The organism is Aquisalimonas sp. 2447, assembly GCF_012044895.1.
In the GTDB taxonomy this organism is placed as follows: Bacteria; Pseudomonadota; Gammaproteobacteria; order Nitrococcales; family Aquisalimonadaceae; genus Aquisalimonas.
In genome coordinates this window covers 369,970-386,937 of record NZ_CP050695.1, presented here as the reverse complement: position 1 = coordinate 386,937, position 16,968 = coordinate 369,970, and the positions used below count along the sequence as shown (strand labels likewise).

Below are 16,968 nucleotides of genomic sequence, written 5' to 3'. Positions count from 1 at the left end.
GAGGCAAGCATGAGTCTGGAGACGCCGATCCTGCGGCTGCTCATCAAGGACGCCCGCATGTCCTACGCCGAAATCGCCCGGGAGCTCGACTGCTCCCGGGCCTATGCCCGGGAGCAGGTCAAGAAGCTTCTGAACGACGGCCTGATCGAGCAGTTCACCGTGGTGCTGAACCCGGACAAGATGGGCAAGACCCTGTCCACCTTCGTGGATGCGAAAGTCGCCCCGTGGCGCCTGGAGGAGACGGCACGGGAGCTGGCCGACACGCCGGAGGTGGTCAGCCTTTACATCATGAACGACATGCAGAGCCTGCACATCCACACGCTCACGGATGATAACGACAGTCTCTACCGCTTTCTTCAGGAGCACCTGCTCGGTCGCGACTACGTAATCAGCCTGGACTGCAAGACGCTCATGTCACGGGTGAAGCATCGGCGCGGTGGCCCCCGGCTCTGAGAAAACGCTGCCCTCACCCGTTGAGCACGCTGTAGAGCATGGACAGCGCAGTGAGGAACAGGAACACAGCGAACGCCCTTTTCAGGTGCGTCGTGTCCATGGTCATGGCCAACCTGACCCCGAATGGTGCACAAAGAACCGTCAGTGGCGCGATCACGGCCAGGCCCAGTAGGCTCACATAGCCCAGGCTGAAGGGAGGCAGCGAGTCCGCGCCCCAGCCCGCCCAGACGAAGCCCACCGCCCCCGGCACGGAAATGATGGTGCCAATGGCCGCCGCCGTACCGATGGAACGGCGGATCGGGTAACCCAGGGCATCCAGGATGGGCACGCTCAGCGTGCCTCCGCCAATCCCCATCATGGTGGAGACACTGCCGATGAACGTACCGATCCCGTGCCGGAGCGCACCAGCAGGGGGCGTGCCGGTAATCTTCGGCGGCCCGCTGGAACGTGCCATGTTGATCGCCACCAGCACGGCCATGATCGCGAAAACCGCGGTGAGGAAACGCCCGGAGACCACCGCGCTCAACACAATGCCCAGCACGACCCCGGCCAGCAGGGCAGGGCCCAGGTCGCGCAGCAACCCGGTGTCCACCGTGCCGGCGTGATAATGGCTGCGGGCGGAACGCAGGGATGTGGGCACGATGATCGCCAGGGAGGTGCCCACCGCCAGGTGCATGCGCAGCGCGGGGTCGATATCCAGCAGGGCAAACACGTAGAACAGCACCGGCACAACCACGATGCCCCCACCCACCCCGAGCAGGCCGGCGAGAATCCCCGCCAGAACCCCCGTGAGCAACAACCCCAGCACCAGGCCACCCATCTCGACCAGCGTGATATCCCCCATCCCCTTGTCTCCCTGGACTCAGTGAACGCCGGCCACACCGCCGTCGCAGCGCGGGTCGGAACTTGCGAAAACGGCCCCCTCCGGCGACCGGACCAACATGCCGGCGTGGCCCATCATGCTGTTGCAGCCACTGACCACATCCACCGGATGGCCACGTTCCCGCAACCCACGGATGACGGCTTCACCCAGATCCTCCTCGACCTTGAGGGAATCGGTACCGTGCCCCCAGGTTCGCCCCAGCAGCCAACGCGGCGCCGCCACGGCGTCCTCCGGTGACATGCCGTGACGAATGGCGCGGGTATAGATCGCCGCCTGGGTCTGGGGCTGGCCTTCACCGCCCATGGTGCCGTAGACCACGGTTCGGCCGTCGGACATGGTCGCCAGCGCCGGGTTCAGGGTATGGAAGGGTCGACGGCCGGGCTCCAGCACGTTCAGGGCGGCGGGATCCAGGGAGAAACTGCAACCACGGTTCTGCCACACGATACCCAGCGACGGCATCGACACTCCGCTGCCGAACTCGTGGAACAGGCTCTGGATGAAGCTTACGCTGCGGCCTTCCGCATCCACCGCACCCAGCCAGACGGTATCCCCGCCGCCCCGGGACGGTGGCCAGGGCGCTGCCTGGTCCGGATCGAACCCCGTCGCCAGCTGATCCAGCACCGCCGGAGTCAGCAGACCTGCCGGAGGCTCCGGGACGCGGCCGGGATCCGTTACCACCCGGTCGCGGACACGGAACGCCGCCTTGGTGCATTCCACCAGGGCGTGCACATAGGCGTCGCCGTCCACTGTGTGGGGGTGGCGTGCACGAACGCGGTCGTAGAGCCCCAGAATCAGGAGCGACGCCAGGCCCTGGGTGGGTGGCGGCATGTTGGCCAGCAGGCCGTCGTCCAGCTGCAATGACAGCGGATCCACATAGCGCGCGGCGTAGTCGGCCAGATCGGCGCCGCGCAAGGGGCTACCGGCAGCCTCCAGCTCCCGCGCAATGGTGGCGGCGACGTCACCCTGGTAAAAGTCCGCCGGACCGGCCTCGGCAATACGGTCCAGCAGATCGGCCAGCGCCGGTTGCCGCAGGGCCTCGCCCACGGGGACCGACGCGCCACCGGGCACGAATACGTCATTGAATCCCGGCTGAGGGGTGAGTTCGTCCCGTTTATCCGCCAGGGTGTCAGACTGGCTGGCGGTCATGGGAAAGCCTCGACGAGCCAGCGTTGCGGCCGGGGCCAGCAGGCGCTTGAGCGGCAACCGGCCACCCCACTGCTCCCGGGAAGCCCGTTCCGCCAGCGCCCAGCCGCTGACGGTACCCGCGACGGTATTGGCCGCAACACCGCCACGATGGGGAATACTGTCGAACCCCTGCCTGCGATACCACTCGGGCGTCGCCAGCGCGGCAGCCGTGCCGCAGGCTTCGATGCCCCATGCCGGCTTGCCCGGTTCCTGCACCAGCCAGAAGCCGTCGCCGCCCAGCCCGTTCATGTGGGGGTAGGTCACCGCAATGGCGGCGGCAGCGGCAGTCATCGCCTCCAGCGCGTTACCGCCCTCGGCCAGCACCTCGCCCCCCGCCTCCGCCGCCAGGTGGTGCGGTGCGACCACCGCTGCCCGCAAGGGCTCGGGGTTTGCTTTCACGACCATGTTGTCTCTCTCCTCAAGTGGTATTGCCGACTACCAGCCAATGGCTTCGGGCAGCCAGAGCACGACGCCGGGGAAGGCGAAGATCAGTGCCAGCGCCACGATCTGGATGATCACGAACGGGACCGCCCCGCGATAGATATCTCCTGTTGTCACCCCGGGCGGCGCCACGCCCCGCATGAACAGCAACGACCAGCCGAAAGGCGGTGTCAGGAACGACGTCTGCAGATTCATGGCGATGAGAATAGCCACCCAGACCATGGAAATATCGCCGCCCGCCTGCTGGATGAAGGGGAGCAACAGTGGCACGGCGATGTAACTGATCTGAATCCACTCCAGGAAAAAACCCAGCACGAAAATCAGCACCAGCATGAAGATCAGAGCGGCGTACACACCCCCCGGGACGAACGTGAACATGCCCTCGATCAGAAACTCCCCATCAAGGCCGCGGAAAGCCAGGGCAAAGACCTGCGAAGCGATCAGCACGAAGAAGATCATGCAGCTGATGCGCACGGACGTGGTCAGCGTCTCACTGAGCACCGGCATGGATAGCCGGCCACTGACGAAGGTCAGCAGCAGCGCTCCCACGGCCCCCACCGACGCCGCCTCCGTCGGGGCGGCAACGCCGCCGATGATCGACCCCAGCACCGCGAACACCAGCAACAGGGGCGGCACAACCGTGGTGCCGATATCCTTGACCAGTTGGGTCTTGCTGAGCGCTGCGCGCTCCTCCTCGTCGATGGCCGGCACGTCCGCGGCGAAGAAGTACGCCAGCCCCAGCAGGTAGACCAGATACAGCCCGGCCAGCAGCAGGCCCGGCACCAGTGCGGCAGCAAACAGACTGCCCACGGAGATGTTCATGATATCGGCGAGCACCAGCAGAACCAGGCTCGGCGGTATGATCTGCCCCAGGGTGCCCGCCGCGCAGATGGTCCCGCAGGCGATGGGCGTCTTGTAACCCCGGCGAATCAGGGTGGGCAGGGCCATCAGCGTCAGCGTCACGATGGCAGCGCCGACAATGCCCGTGGACGCCCCCAGCAGCACTCCCACCAGGATCACCGCCAGCGCCATACCCCCGGGCAGCCGTCCGCACATGTGGCCAATGACATCCAGCATGCGCTCGGCGATCCGGGAGCGTTCCAGCATCACGCCCATGAACACGAACAGCGGGATGGCAAGAAGCGTGTAGTTGGTGATCACGCCGTAAATCCGGGAAGGCAGCAATTCGAAAAGCCAGCCGTCGAAGCCGATGAATCCGAACAGAAAGCCGACGCCGGCGACGGCGAAACCCACCGGCATTCCCGAAAGGACGAGAACGAAGAAGGCGATGATCATCCCGAGGGCATAGTATTCCAACGGCATGGATCAGCTCCGCAGCATGTGCATGTAGTGGAAAGTCAGGCGACGACCGCTGGCCAGCGCCTCGGCAACAGCCTGGGTGGCCACGAAGGCGAAGCCGACGACCACCAGCCCCTTGGGAATGAAACGCCAGGGCAGCCCGTTGGAATTCGGAGAACGCTCACCGCGCAGGAAGGAACCCTCGGCGAAGGGGTAGCCGAAGTGGATGATCAGCACCGCGCACGGCAGCGCGACCACCGTCGCGGTCAGAAGATTGAGCCAGAGGCGGCCGGTGCGGCCATACCGCTGGGAAAAGATGTCGACCCGAACGTGATCGTCGTAGCGCATGGCATAGGCAATGCCCACCATGGCCATCACCGACAGCAGGTACCACTGCAGCTCCTGAGCCCAGACGGCACCGACGCCGAAACCGTAGCGCAGCACCACGTTGGTGAACACCAGCAGCACCATCAGCCCCATGGCGATCACGCCGATCCAGCCCGCCAGACCGGTCAACCGCTTGAGCAGAAACTCCAACCGAACAACGAGACGCAGCATACGATCCTCCCCGGGGTGCCGCCCTGATGGCGGCACCCCGTTCGCGCGAAGCCCCGATCAATCCAGCATCCGGCGACCCTTGTCACGGATCTGCGTCTGGAAGATCGTCTCGCTGTTCTCCTGCCAGCGGTCGTGCTTCTTCTTGAACTCCCAGAAGCTGTCGTTGACCTTCTTCACCAGCGGATCCCGGTTCGCCTGCGTGTTCAGGATGTCCCGGGTCGCCTCGAATAAGGCATCGATCACGTCTTCCGGCAGGGTGTCGAAAGTGACCCCGTGGTTGTCCCGCAAGTCGTCCAGGGCATCGCCGTTGCGGGCTTCCAGCCAGGCGTGGGAGGTGATGTTGCAGGCCGCCGCCGCATTGTGAAGGATGGCCTTCAGGTCATCCGGCAGGGACTCGTAATCATCCTTGTTGATGATCACCTCGGTGGTGGTGGACGGCTCATGCCAGCCGCTGGAATAGTAGTAGCTGGCCGCGTTGTGCAGCCCGAGCTCGCGATCCAGGTAGGGGCCGACCCACTCGGCGGCGTCAATGGCGCCACGCTCCAGGGCGGCGAAGATTTCCCCGCCGGGAAGGAGCTGGGCATTGGCACCGATGGCGTCATACACGTCACCGGCCAGTCCAGGCATGCGGATGCTCAGACCGTCGAAGTCGCTGAGACTCTCCACGGGCTCGCGGAACCAGCCCACGGGCTGTACGCCGGTGCAACCCACCGCCAGCGGCACCAGGTTGAAGGGCTCGTACACCTCCCTCCACAGCTCGTTGCCGCCGCCTTCCGTCAACCAGGCGTTGAAGCCCTGGAACGTCATGCCAAAAGGAACCGTGGTGAAATACTGGGCCGCGAAGGACTCCCCGGCCCAGTAGTACGAGCAGGCGTGGTTGAGCTGCACCTGGCCGCCGGAAGAGACGGCATCGAAGCCCTCGAACGCCGGCACCAGCTCATCCGCCGCATAGACGCGGATCTGGATCCGGCCGTCGGACATGGCTTCCACCCGGCGGGCAAAATCCGTGGCACTGCCCGGGCCGGTCTGGTAGAAGGGCAGCCCCGCCGGCCAGCTGGTGGTCATGCGCCAATTGTAGGTTTCACGCGCCTTGATGATGGATGGCGCCCCGATGGTGCCGGCCGTCGCGGCAGCCGCGGCGCCCCCGAACTTGAGAAGCTTGCGTCGAGAAATTCCCATGATTGCCTCCGCCTGATAGCACTGCAATGAAGCGCGCATCCCGGGGACACGCACCGTGGGAATGCAGCCTGCAAGCAGCGGACCAGGGGCGAAGAAATGCGCCATGGCATTGTTTAATCAAATAAAAACATCCACACTCAGGACCGAGCCGCCAGCCTGACCGTGCACCGTTCGGAAGCGCGCCCTTGTCTGCGGAAACGCCGTTTCGGCGACGCACGACCCTCCGCAACCGTCGAATCGGTTACAGCCCGCCCACGGAAACACCCAAACGGCATCGGGACAGCGACCCGCCTGTCGCATGTCAACTACGCGCCATTCCGGTGCGGCGCCTCTTTTCGGAGCATTCGGGGAGCGTTGCAAAATGCCCCGGGGAAGGGCGTTTTCTATTCGTCGGTAAACAGCGGCAGGTGGGCAAGGGCAATGGCCCCGGTGCCGCCATCGCCTTCGGTACAGATGGCAGCAGACGCGATCACCCTGGCATCGGCCGCGCGCATCAGCTCCTGCATGGCTTCCACGGTGGAGCCGGTGCTGATGACGTCGTCCACCAGTACTACGGAGTGGCCTTCCACCAGACCGCGATCCTTGGCATCCAGGTAGAGGGTCTGCCGGTGGCCGGTGGTGATGGACTGCGTCGTGGCGCTGAGGGCATCCCCCATGTAGGGCTTCCAGCTCTTGCGCAGCACCACATACGGGTGGCCGGTGCGCACCGACAGGGCATGAATCAGCGGGATGCTCTTGGCTTCGGCGGTGACCAGCGCGCTGTAGTCCAGGCCCGCAAGACGCCCGGCGAGAAGGGTCGCCGACATCTCCACCAGTTCCGTATCCCCCAGGGTGTTGAGCACGGCAATGCGCAACCCGGGCGCGACTTCCACGAGCGGCAGATCACGTGAGACGCTGCCGATGGTCAGGCGATGGCTGGCGGATGCGTCCGAACTCATGGCGTCACCGGAAACAAAACGCCCCGGAACATCACTTCCGGGGCGCAGGAATCTGGAGCGGGTGATGGGACTCGAACCCACGACTTCAACCTTGGCAAGGTTGCGCTCTACCAACTGAGCTACACCCGCTTATCGCGAAGAGTCGTTAGTGTAAAAAAACGGACCGGACCATTGCAAGGTTGGCCCGGCCCGTGACGGACGGTGGGTTCGCCGCGCTGATCCACCTTGAGCGCGACTTGCCACGTATTGTTTACCAAGGCAAACAATGAAACAATCTCGCATTCATCATTCATTACATGAAAGACTCTCATGTTTCTTGATATCCGTCACCTGCGCGCACTGCTGGCCATCCGCGATCACGGCAACCTCTCCCTGGCGGCGGAGTCGTTGCACGTGACGCAATCGGCGCTGTCCCACCAGCTCCGCGGGCTGGAGGAACACTTCGATACGCCGCTGTTCTTTCGCCGCTCCCGCCCGCTGCGCTGGACCCCTGCCGGCGAACGCCTGTTGCGGCTGGCCCAGCAGATCGTGCCGGAAGTGGAGCGTGCGGAGACGGAGCTGCGCCATACCGGCGACGGCCGCCAGGGACGCCTGCACATGGCGGTGGAGTGCCACAGCTGCTTCGAGTGGCTGATGCCCACGCTGGACCGCTACCGCCCGGACTGGCCCGGTGTGGAGCTGGACCTGTCCATGGGCTTCAGCTTCCATCCGCTGCCGGCGCTGTACCGGGGTGACGTGGACCTGGTGATCACCTCGGACCCGGAGGACGACCTCGGCGGACTCACCTACGTCCCCCTGTTCCGCTACGAAATGATGCTGGCCGTGGGCCGACAGTCGCAGCTGGCTTCCCAGGACTGGGTCACACCGCGGGACCTGGCGGACCAGGTGCTGATCACCTACCCGGTGTGCCCGGACCGCCTGGACATCTACACCCGGTTCCTGGAGCCCGCCGGCGTGGAACCTGCCGAGCGCCGGACGGCGGAGCTCACCGTCATGCTGGTGCAGCTTGTGGCCAACGGCCGCGGTGTTGCCGCCCTGCCCAACTGGGCCCTGCGCGAGTACCAGGACCAGGCAAGCCTGCACGCGCTGCCCCTGGGTGAGAGCGGGCTGTGGAGCACGCTGTACGCCGCCGTGCGCGAGGAGGACCGCAACAAGCCGTTCGTGGATGCCTTCATCCGCCTGGCCCGCGAGCGCACCGCGGAAACGCTGCCCGGGATCATCCCCGCCCGCTGACAACGCCCTGCGGTTGTTCTATATCAGGGGCAGACCCAGCAACCACGGACACCCCCATGCCCGGTCTGCAGGAACTCGACCACGGGTTTCGCCACGACTACCTGGACCACGCCACACTGATGGCCCAGCTCCGCGCCTGGACGGACGCGTTTCCCGCGCTGGTGCGCCTGCGCACGCTGGGGGAGACACCTGAGGGGCGCGCCATCCCCCTGCTGGTGATCGGCCAGGATCCGGACACCACGCGCCCCGCTGCCTGGGTGGACGGCAACATGCACGGCACGGAACTGGCCACGTCCAGCGTGGCCCTGGCCATTGCCGAGTCGTTCCTGCGCCTGCAGCTGCAGCCGGGGAGTGCGGCCCCGGACCTGCCTCCGGCCATCGCCGATGCCCTTCGTGGCGTGCACCTGTACGTGGCGCCACGGCTGTCGCCGGACGGGGCCGAGGCGGTACTGGCACGCGGCGGCTTCGTGCGCTCGGCGGCCCGGATCACCGACGAGCAACGACCGGGGCCGCGCTGGCAGGCACGGGATCTGGACGGTGACGGCCGCTGCCGTTACCTGCGCGTACGCGACCCGGCCGGGGACTTCATCGCAGCCGAGCAGTTCCCGGGACTGATACTGCCCCGGGCGCCGGACGACCCGCCGCCCTACTACCGCCTCTATCCGGAGGGCGAGATTGTCGGCTTCGACGGCGACACGGTGCCCGAACCCGATCCGCTGGCGAACACGCCGGATCTGAACCGCAACTTCCCCTGGGACTGGCGCCCGGAACCGGAACAGAACGGGGCCGGTGCGTACCCGGGCAGCGAGGTGGAAACGGCCGCGGTACTGCGGTTTGTCAGCGCGCACCCGAATATCTACGCCTGGCTGAATCTGCACACCTTCGGCGGCGTGTTCATCCGCCCGCTGGGGGCGGAGCCGGACAGCCGCATGGACCCTGGCGACCGCCGCCTCTACCGCCTGCTGGAAACCTGGGCCAGTGCCTATACGGGTTACCCCACCGTGAGCGGCTATGCCGAATTTACCTACGAGCCGGAGAAACCGCTGCACGGTGACCTCACGGATTTCGCCTACCACCAGCGCGGCTGCCTGACAGAGGTGTGCGAACTGTGGGATCTGTTCCGGCGTATCGGCATGCCGGAGCAGCGACGGTTCGTGGACCACTACACCGCCGCCGGCCGCCTGGACATGGAGAACCTGGCGCTGTGGGATGCGGACTCCAACCAGGGCCGCATCTTCGGCGACTGGACGCCCATGGAACACCCGCAGCTCGGGGCCGTGGAGGTGGGTGGTCCGGACCCGGTGATCGGCGTGTGGAATCCACCACCGGAGGTGCTCCCCGAACTGTGCGAGGACATGAGCAGTTACTGGCTCCGGGTCACCGCCTTGCTGCCACGGCTGGTGATCGAGGAGATCGTGGTCACGCGACTGGAAGACCAGCTGCTGGAGGTGACCGTCACCGTGGCCAACCACGGCTACCTGGCCACCAACGGCATCCCTTCGAGTCATGCGCTGCCGTGGAACCACGGCGTCATGGCCGAACTGGATCCGCGGGACTGCCACCTGGCCCACCCGCAGCAGGCCCGCCGTGAGCTGGGCCACCTGCACGGCTGGGGCGACGGCGAGGGCAGCGGCGCGCACATGCCATGGTTCCAGCGCTCCCGCGGCAACGGCCACCGGCAGCGGGTGACCTGGCTGGTCCACGGGGAGGGCACCCTGGAACTGTCGGTGGGCAATCACCGGCTGGGTTGGCTGCAGCGTTCGGTGGTGGCGCGATGAATCAGCGCCGGGCCGTACAGTCCACCAACGCCGTCTCGCCGGCGGCGAAAACGCGGTCGCCGGAGCCGGGCTCCACGCCGTGACCACCGGTAAACGCACCGAACGCCGGGAACACCGCCACCGCCTCCCGGAACCAGAACACCGGAAAACGCAGCCGGTCCCCGCCGCCGCGCAGGGTGAACACCGGATGCAGGTGGCCGGCGAGAACGTATCCGCGGGGGTCGGGTTCCGGTTCATGGGCCAGAACGAACGGATCCCGAACCAGGGCCTCATGGTGCCACTGGATGTCGAGATCGGCCGGGGCGCCGCCCTGGTCGTGGTTGCCGGCGACCACATGGATTGCCACGTCGCCGTGCTGCTCGCGCCACGCGGACCACTCCCGCAGCCACGGCTCTGTCGCCAACGGCGCCGCATGAAGGAAATCCCCCAGCACCATGAGCCGCCGTGCGCCGGTGCGCTGCAGCAACCAGGCGAGCCGGTGCAGGTCACCACCGGTGGTCCCCCGCGGCAGGGGAACCCCCCGCCGGCGGAAGACGCCCGCCTTACCGAAGTGGGGGTCCGCCAGCAGCAGGGTCTGCCGCCGCGGCCAGTACGCCGCTCGACCCGGCCAGAGCTCCAGCTGCTCACCCGCCACCGTGACGGTGAGCACCGCCGCATCGGCAGTGTCCGAATCCGCTTCAACCATGGGGTGTATTGCGCTCCAGTTGCCCCAGCATGCGCTGCAGCCGGGTCTGCCAGTCCTCGGAGCTGACCCGCGACTGGACCCGGCTCGCCCACAGGGGAAAGGCCAGCGGTGTCAGCCGTTGCGGCCGCGTCAGCACGATGCGCTGGGTCTCCAGGCGCCGCAGCCGCTGCTCCAGGCGGGAGAGTTCCAGCTGCCCCTCCAGCACCTCGCGCTCGGCCTGGCGCAGCAACGGGTTGTCGGCATCATACCGCTGGAAGACGTCGAAGATCAGGCCGCTGGACGCCTGCACCTGGCGCGTGGACTTGCCGCGCCCCGGGTAGCCCTCGAACACCAGCCCGGCCACCCGGGCGATTTCCCGGAAATGCCGACGGGCCATCTCGGCGGCATTGAGACTGGCCCGCAGGTCCTCTTCCAGGTTCTGCGGCGAGAGCACCCGTGCCAGCATGGGCTCGTCCACCTCCGGCAGCCGCCGGGAGACGAGTTCGAAGCCGTAGTCGTTCATGGAGAAGCCGAAAGTGGCCTCCACGTTCCGGGTCAGCCGCCAGGCCACCAGGGCGGACAGGGCCTCGTGGGCGAGCCGCCCGGCAAAGGGGTACAGGAACAGGTGCTGGCCCTCCCGGGAACTGATCCGTTCCACCAGCAGCTGGTCGGCGGACGGCAACCGTGAAGTGGTCGCCTGCGCCGTCAGCACCGGCCGCACCGCGGTCATCTCCGGCCCTTCCCAGACACCGGCGGCCGCCTTCTCCAGACGCGCAGCGACACCATCGGCCAGGCGGGTGGACAGCGGCATACGGCCGCCCATCCAGCGCGGCACGGCGCGGGTCTGCCCGCGGGCGGCGCGCACGTAGGCGGTCATGTCACGGACACGCACCAGCTCCAGCATGCGGCCGCTGAACAGGAACTGCTCACCGGGTTTCAGCCGTGCCACGAAAGCCTCTTCCACGTACCCCACCAGGCCGCCGCGCCGGTATTTCACCCGCATCATGCTGTCGGCGGTGATGGTGCCCAGGGTCATGCGGTGGCGGCGGGCAATGGCGGTGTCCGTGACCCGGTAGATGCCATCGGCATCGCGAACCGCCCGCCGGTACTGCGGGTAAGCCCTGAGGGTGGCACCGCCGGTGGTAATGAAGTCCAGCACCCACTGCCACTCGTCATCGCTGAGGGCCGCGTAGGCGTCGGTGGTGCGCACCTCGGCAAGCTGCGCCTCGGCGGTGAAACCCGGGCCCAGGGCCAGGGTCACCAGGTGCTGCACCAGCACGTCCAGACAGCGCTCCGGCGGCGGGCGCGCCTCCACTTCCCCGGCTTCGGCACCATCCCGCGCCGCGGCAATCTCCACCAGCTCCAGGGCGTGGGTGGGCACGCACAGCACCGCGCTCTCGGCGCCCGGCTGATGGCCGCTACGGCCGGCGCGCTGCAGCAGCCGGGCCACGCCCTTGGGGCTGCCCACCTGCAGCACCTGATCCACCGGCGAGAAGTCCACCCCGAGGTCCAGGCTGGAGGTGGCCACCACGCAGCGAATGGAGCCCTCCCGCAGCCACGCCTCCACCCGCTCCCGCAGGCTGCGGTCCAGGGAGCCGTGATGCAGGGCAATCTGGTCGAACCAGTCCGGCCGCGCCTCCAGCAGCGCCTGGTGCCAGAGTTCCGCCTGGGAGCGGGTATTGGTGAAAAGCAGGCTGGTGTCGGCGGTATCCAGCGCCGCCAGCACCTGCTCCACCAGGCGCGTCCCCAGATGGCCGGCCCACGGGAAGCGCTCCATGGTGGCCGGAACGACGGCGTCAATACGGGTGCGCTTCGGCAGCAGACCCTGAACCAGACGCCCCTGGCGTCCGGGGCCCAGGAGTACATCCCGGGCCTGGTCGAGGTTGCCCAGGGTCGCGGACAGCCCCCAGGTGCGCAGTTCCGGGCAGAGCATGCGCAGGTGGGCCAGGCAGAGCTGCAGTTGCACACCCCGCTTGCTGCCCAGCAGCTCGTGCCACTCGTCCACAACCACGCAGCGCAGGTGGCGGAAACGCTCGTGGGCATCAGCATAGCTGAGCAGCAGGGACAGACTCTCGGGGGTTGTCACAAGTGCCGAGGGCAGACGGCGGCGCTGGCGACTGCGTGTGGCGCTGGAGCTGTCACCGGTGCGGGCCTCCAGGGCCCAGGGCAATCCGAGTTCGGTGATGGTCTGGTGCAGGTTGGCGCTGGTGTCGGCAGCCAGGGCGCGCAATGGGGTGATCCAGAGCACGGTGAGGGGCGGCGCGCCCTGCCCGCCCGCATCCAGCCAGTCCATCACCGGGCCGAACCAGGCGGCCAGGGTCTTGCCGGTCCCGGTGGGCGCGTGAATGAGGCCACTTTCGCCCCGCCGGTAGGCCTCCCAGGTTTCACGCTGGAACGCGAAGGGCGCCCAGTCCCGGGCGGTGAACCAGTCCTCGATTGGCTGTTTGCTTGGCATGACTGGCATTATGACCGTTACGGACCGTTTACGTGCCCTGCCCTGTTCACGCCGTTCGCCGCTGGAGACACCGCACATGACCAAGGCCCGCTGGCTGCTACCGCTCTGCCTTGCGCTCCTCTGGACGCCGGCGCCCTCGGTGGCCGAGGACCGGGCCGTGGCGCTGCAGGTGGAGCGGCGCATGTACGTGGGTATCGCCGGATTCACGGCGCAGTCGCGCATCCGCACCGACGGCGGGGTGGGCAGCGGCGTCAACACCCTGAGCGATGGCCCCCTGCTGCGGTTCGGGCGTACCGGGCGGCCGGCACGGTACGACGTGGAGATCGCACGGACCAACTACGACGAGGCCGAGTTGCTGCTGGGCATGGCGTCCCTGGACTATCTCATCCCCGGCGGCGACCTGTTCTCGGGCTTTGCCGGCCTGGTGGTGGGCTACGCCTCGGCGGACTGGAACAGCAACGACCCCCTGGGCGGCGGCGACAACTTCGGCGTGCGTGATCAGAGTGATTCCGGGCCGGTTGTGGGCGCCCGTGCCGGCGGACTGATCGAGGTCACTGATCTGGTGCAGGTGGAGATCGGCTACCGTTACCTGCACACGGAAATCAGTGGGCGTTTCCGCGGGAACGAGAAAAGTGGCAAGGTGCGGATCCGCAACATCCGCATGGTTCACGCCGGAGTCAATTTCCGCTTCTAGTATCTAGTGTTCGGAGAACCGACATGAAACGAACCGCCTTTGTAACCGTCGCCCTGGTGCTTCTATCGTTTTCGGCCGCACCGACTCTGGCGCAGGACGCCGAAGAGCCCTTCGTCGGCATCGGGCTGGGTGAACACCGGCTGCACTTCGACAGTGATGACCGGGATCTGGTGGACGTCGGCCGCGAGGACGAGATCGGTGGACACCTGCGCGTGGGGCTGATCCGGCCCGGCTACCGCATCTACGGCCAGTGGACGCTGATCCGCCCCAGCGGCTACCTGGTGTCGTCGCTGACGGTGAACGCGGACGCACTGTGGTTCGCCACACCACGGCTCAGCGTCTTCGGCGGCGTCGGCGGCGGGGCGATCACCCTGAGCTGGGATGGCGACAACAGCTTCGACACCATGCCCGCGGTGAGCCTGCAGGGCGGCGTCATCTATGCCGTCACCCGGCACGTGGACGTGGAACTGGGCGTGCGGCAGATGTTCACCCGCCTGCGCACCGAGCCCCAGGGGAACGGCGGCGAGGTGGACGTTGATCTGGACCGCCTGAGTATCGCCACCGCCGGCGTCAACCTGCGCTTCTGAACGGACGCATCAGCCGCTATCGTCCGGCAACAGGGCGCGCACATCCGCCAGGGTGTCCGCTTCGCTGGCGCCAAGGTCCTGGCGCCAGCGACTGATGCGGGGAAATCGCAGGGCGACGCCGGACTTGTGCCGCCGCGACGGGGCAATGCCCTCGAACGCCAGCTCGAAGACCTGCGCCGGCTCCACCGAGCGCACGGGCCCGAACCGCTCGACGGTATGCTGGCGGATCCAGCGATCCAGCTGCTCGATCTCCTGCTGATCCAGCCCGGAATAGGCCTTGGCGACGGGCACCAGGGCATCGCCGTCGCGGACCCCGAAGGTGTAGTCGGTGAACAGGCTGGAGCGCCGCCCGTGGCCGGGCTGCGCATAGAGCAGCACGGCATCGATGGTGCGCGGGGCCAGTTTCCACTTCCACCAGTCACCGCGCACGCGCCCCACCCGGTACGGCGAGCCCCGGCGCTTGAGCATGATGCCCTCGGTGGCGTGATCCCGCGCCTGCGCCCGCAACTGACCCAGCTGTTCCCAGTCCTCGGCCTCCAGCAGGGGCCGGGAAGGTGCGATGGCACCCTGGATGCCGGTCAGCTCGCGCTCCAGCCGTTGCCGCCGCTGCTCCAGGGGGGCGGCCCGCCAGTCCTCGGCGTCGGCTTCGAGCAAGTCGTAGGCCAGGAACAGCACCGGTGCCTCGCGCTGGACCCGCACCGATGGGCGCAGGCGACCGATCCGGTGCTGCAGCACGTTGAACGGCAGCGGGCCGTCGTCCCGCCAGGCCAGGATCTCACCGTCCAGCACCAGGCCGTCGGGCAGCGCAGCGGCGGCGGCCTCGATCTCGGGGAAGCGGCCGGCCATCATGTCCTCACCCCGGGACCAGATGTAGCACTCGCCCCCGCGGCGCAGCAGCTGACCGCGAATGCCGTCCCACTTCCACTCCGCCAGCCAGTCCTGCCGGTTGCCCAGGCCATCCGGACTGTCCTCCAGGGGGGATGCCAGGAAAAAGGGATAGGGCCGGGAGCGATCCTCCCCCTGCTCCTCCGGGTCCAGCAGGGCCCGGAAGGCGTCGGCGGAGGGTTGCCACTGACCCATGAGCCGATGGGCGATGGTGGCTGTCTCCAGACCGCTCATCCGGGCCAGGGCCCTGACCACCAGCCGACGGCTCACGCCGACGCGGAAGCCGCCGGTGAGCATCTTGTTGAGCAGAAAGCGGTTGTCCGTGGGCAGGGCCTGCCACCAGCCGGTGACCGCGGCGCGGCGCCCGTCGGCGTCCAGTTTCCGCAACGGCCGCAGGCGTTGCTCCACCCAGACGTGCAGCGGCGTTTCGTCCCGTTCCGGCGGCGCGAACGGGTTGTCCAGCAGCAACGCCAGGGTCTCCGCCAGGTCACCCACGGCGGCGTAGGTCTCCTCCAGCAGCCAGTCGGGCATGCCGGTCATCTCCAGGGTCCATCGGCGCAGTTCCGCCGTGGGCACCAGGCGGCGCAGACGGCGGCCGGTGAGGAAGTACACCGCCCAGGCAGCATCCGCCGGCGGCGCGACGCCGAAGTACGCCTCCATGGCGGCGATCTTCTCCGAGGTGGCCGTGGTCTCGTCCAGGGCCTGGTACAGGCGGGTGAACCGCTGCATCAGCCTTCGGCCTCACCGGTGAAGGCGGTCTCCAGGGGCGCCGCCGCAACCCCCTCCACCTCGTTGAGATAGCGCACCAGCACGTCGGTGCGGCCATGGGTGGCCAGCACCCGGGAGGCGCCAGTCTCCCGGATGGTCTGCAGCAGATCGGGCCAGTCCACATGATCGGAGATGACGAAGCCGCGGTCATAACCACGGCGCCGCCGGTTACCGCGAATGCGCATCCAGCCAGAAACGAATCCCGTGGACTCGGGGCGCAAGCGCTTCATCCAGGTACTGCCGGCCGCGGACGGCGGTGCCAGCACCAGACTGCCGCGAAAGTCGTGATTACGGGGCATGGCACTCACCGGTTGTGTGGGCAGCATGTCAACGCCAGCCTGCCGGTAGGCGGCCACCAGCGGCACCAGCGCGCCGTGCAGGTAGGCGGTGGCACTGGTATGGGCAAGCAGTTCGGCCAGCACCCGTTGCGCCTTGCCCAGGGCGTAGCAGAACAGGACGGCGGTGCGCCCGCGCCGGGCCGCCTCCTGCCACCAGTCCGCGATGTCCGCGACCACCCGGGGGACCGGCTGCCAGCGGAACACCGGCAGGGCGAAGGTGGCTTCGGTGATGAAAGTGTCGCAGGGCACCACTTCGAACGGTACGCAGGTGGGGTCACTGTCGCGCTTGTAATCGCCGGAGACCACCCATACCCGGCCACCGTGCTCCACCCGCACCTGGGCGGATCCCAGCACGTGGCCCGCCGGGTGGAACGAGACCCGGGCGTCCCCGAGCCTGAACGCGTGTCCGTAGGCGGCGGTGAGAATCAGGGCATCACGGCTCAGACGGTGGGCAAGAAGCGAACGGCTGGCATGGGCGGCGTAGTAGGCGCGGTGGCCCCAGCGGGCATGATCGCCGTGGGCATGGGTAATCACCGCCCGCTCCACCGGTCGCCAGGGGTCGATGTAGAAGTCCCCGGCGGCGCAGTAGAGCCCGCGGTCGGTGAGGCGGATCAGGTCGGTCACTAGGGT

15 protein-coding genes and 1 tRNA gene are annotated in these 16,968 nt (G+C 67.5%); 5 read left to right on the top strand and 11 right to left on the bottom strand.

The genetic code is table 11. From position 1 onward, the window contains the following. The first annotated feature begins 9 nt into the window (after positions 1-9). Positions 10-453, top strand: a complete 444-nt coding sequence (locus KU884_RS01690) for an Lrp/AsnC family transcriptional regulator (protein ID WP_167780997.1) — start codon at positions 10-12, stop codon at positions 451-453. Positions 454-466: 13 nt separating this feature from the next. On the opposite strand, the gene KU884_RS01685 is transcribed toward KU884_RS01690, so the two are convergent. The 7 genes from KU884_RS01685 to KU884_RS01655 form a co-directional block, all read right to left on the bottom strand. After that, positions 467-1,297, bottom strand: coding sequence for a sulfite exporter TauE/SafE family protein (locus KU884_RS01685; protein WP_167780996.1), 831 nt, complete (start codon positions 1,295-1,297; stop codon positions 467-469). An 18-nt stretch (positions 1,298-1,315) separates the two neighbouring features. Then, positions 1,316-2,926, bottom strand: a complete 1,611-nt coding sequence (locus KU884_RS01680) for a gamma-glutamyltransferase family protein (RefSeq protein ID WP_167780995.1) — start codon at positions 2,924-2,926, stop codon at positions 1,316-1,318. A gap of 30 nt (positions 2,927-2,956) precedes the next feature. Next, positions 2,957-4,285, bottom strand: coding sequence for a TRAP transporter large permease subunit (locus KU884_RS01675; RefSeq protein ID WP_167780994.1), 1,329 nt, complete (start codon positions 4,283-4,285; stop codon positions 2,957-2,959). 3 nt (positions 4,286-4,288) lie between these two features. Continuing rightward, complete coding sequence (locus KU884_RS01670) at positions 4,289-4,819, bottom strand: TRAP transporter small permease subunit (protein WP_167780993.1); 531 nt, start codon at positions 4,817-4,819, stop codon at positions 4,289-4,291. 57 nt (positions 4,820-4,876) lie between these two features. Beyond that, complete coding sequence (locus KU884_RS01665; RefSeq protein WP_167780992.1) at positions 4,877-5,998, bottom strand: TRAP transporter substrate-binding protein; 1,122 nt, start codon at positions 5,996-5,998, stop codon at positions 4,877-4,879. Between the two features lie 383 nt (positions 5,999-6,381). Then, positions 6,382-6,936: a phosphoribosyltransferase family protein gene (locus KU884_RS01660; protein WP_167780991.1), complete on the bottom strand. Its 555-nt coding sequence runs from the start codon at positions 6,934-6,936 to the stop codon at positions 6,382-6,384. Positions 6,937-6,989: 53 nt separating this feature from the next. Beyond that, a tRNA-Gly gene (locus tag KU884_RS01655) sits at positions 6,990-7,065 on the bottom strand. 180 nt (positions 7,066-7,245) lie between these two features. Between KU884_RS01655 and KU884_RS01650 the strand changes: the two genes are divergently transcribed. Both KU884_RS01650 and KU884_RS01645 read left to right on the top strand, forming a co-directional pair. Further along, positions 7,246-8,169, top strand: coding sequence for a LysR family transcriptional regulator (locus KU884_RS01650; protein WP_167780990.1), 924 nt, complete (start codon positions 7,246-7,248; stop codon positions 8,167-8,169). Positions 8,170-8,225: 56 nt separating this feature from the next. Then, positions 8,226-9,947, top strand: coding sequence for a M14 family metallopeptidase (locus tag KU884_RS01645; protein ID WP_167780989.1), 1,722 nt, complete (start codon positions 8,226-8,228; stop codon positions 9,945-9,947). A gap of 1 nt (position 9,948) precedes the next feature. Here the strand turns inward: KU884_RS01645 and pdeM are convergent, their stop codons facing one another. Beyond that, positions 9,949-10,632 carry a ligase-associated DNA damage response endonuclease PdeM gene (gene pdeM / locus KU884_RS01640; RefSeq protein ID WP_167780988.1) on the bottom strand — a complete coding sequence of 228 codons (684 nt, stop codon included), beginning with the start codon at positions 10,630-10,632 and terminating at the stop codon, positions 9,949-9,951. Next, positions 10,625-13,066: a ligase-associated DNA damage response DEXH box helicase gene (locus tag KU884_RS01635; protein ID WP_217351400.1), complete on the bottom strand. Its 2,442-nt coding sequence runs from the start codon at positions 13,064-13,066 to the stop codon at positions 10,625-10,627. Before KU884_RS01635 ends, pdeM begins: the two co-directional genes overlap by 8 nt. Before the next feature lie 76 nt (positions 13,067-13,142). On the opposite strand from KU884_RS01635, the gene KU884_RS01630 reads away from it, so the two are divergent. Together KU884_RS01630 and KU884_RS01625 are read left to right on the top strand one after the other, a co-directional pair. Next, positions 13,143-13,760 carry a hypothetical protein gene (locus KU884_RS01630; RefSeq protein ID WP_167780694.1) on the top strand — a complete coding sequence of 206 codons (618 nt, stop codon included), beginning with the start codon at positions 13,143-13,145 and terminating at the stop codon, positions 13,758-13,760. Positions 13,761-13,783: 23 nt separating this feature from the next. Next, a complete protein-coding gene (locus tag KU884_RS01625; RefSeq protein ID WP_167780986.1) occupies positions 13,784-14,347 on the top strand; it encodes an outer membrane protein in 564 nt (187 codons plus the stop codon). 9 nt (positions 14,348-14,356) lie between these two features. Here KU884_RS01625 and KU884_RS01620 read toward each other — a convergent pair whose 3' ends face one another. Both KU884_RS01620 and KU884_RS01615 read right to left on the bottom strand, forming a co-directional pair. Next, complete coding sequence (locus tag KU884_RS01620; RefSeq protein ID WP_167780985.1) at positions 14,357-15,961, bottom strand: ATP-dependent DNA ligase; 1,605 nt, start codon at positions 15,959-15,961, stop codon at positions 14,357-14,359. Then, a complete protein-coding gene (locus tag KU884_RS01615; RefSeq protein ID WP_167780984.1) occupies positions 15,961-16,962 on the bottom strand; it encodes a ligase-associated DNA damage response exonuclease in 1,002 nt (333 codons plus the stop codon). Before KU884_RS01615 ends, KU884_RS01620 begins: the two co-directional genes overlap by 1 nt. Positions 16,963-16,968 lie beyond the last annotated feature (6 nt).

Coding starts and splice junctions, on each gene's coding strand:
- KU884_RS01625 (WP_167780986.1), top strand. CDS start 13,784: ATGAAACGAACCGCCTTTGTAACCGTCGCCCTGGTGCTTCTATCGTTT.
- KU884_RS01650 (WP_167780990.1), top strand. CDS start 7,246: ATGTTTCTTGATATCCGTCACCTGCGCGCACTGCTGGCCATCCGCGAT.
- KU884_RS01670 (WP_167780993.1), bottom strand. CDS start 4,819: ATGCTGCGTCTCGTTGTTCGGTTGGAGTTTCTGCTCAAGCGGTTGACC.
- KU884_RS01685 (WP_167780996.1), bottom strand. CDS start 1,297: ATGGGGGATATCACGCTGGTCGAGATGGGTGGCCTGGTGCTGGGGTTG.
- KU884_RS01690 (WP_167780997.1), top strand. CDS start 10: ATGAGTCTGGAGACGCCGATCCTGCGGCTGCTCATCAAGGACGCCCGC.
- pdeM (WP_167780988.1), bottom strand. CDS start 10,632: ATGGTTGAAGCGGATTCGGACACTGCCGATGCGGCGGTGCTCACCGTC.
- KU884_RS01665 (WP_167780992.1), bottom strand. CDS start 5,998: ATGGGAATTTCTCGACGCAAGCTTCTCAAGTTCGGGGGCGCCGCGGCT.
- KU884_RS01620 (WP_167780985.1), bottom strand. CDS start 15,961: ATGCAGCGGTTCACCCGCCTGTACCAGGCCCTGGACGAGACCACGGCC.
- KU884_RS01675 (WP_167780994.1), bottom strand. CDS start 4,285: ATGCCGTTGGAATACTATGCCCTCGGGATGATCATCGCCTTCTTCGTT.
- KU884_RS01660 (WP_167780991.1), bottom strand. CDS start 6,936: ATGAGTTCGGACGCATCCGCCAGCCATCGCCTGACCATCGGCAGCGTC.
- KU884_RS01680 (WP_167780995.1), bottom strand. CDS start 2,926: ATGGTCGTGAAAGCAAACCCCGAGCCCTTGCGGGCAGCGGTGGTCGCA.
- KU884_RS01630 (WP_167780694.1), top strand. CDS start 13,143: ATGACCAAGGCCCGCTGGCTGCTACCGCTCTGCCTTGCGCTCCTCTGG.
- KU884_RS01635 (WP_217351400.1), bottom strand. CDS start 13,066: ATGCCAAGCAAACAGCCAATCGAGGACTGGTTCACCGCCCGGGACTGG.
- KU884_RS01645 (WP_167780989.1), top strand. CDS start 8,226: ATGCCCGGTCTGCAGGAACTCGACCACGGGTTTCGCCACGACTACCTG.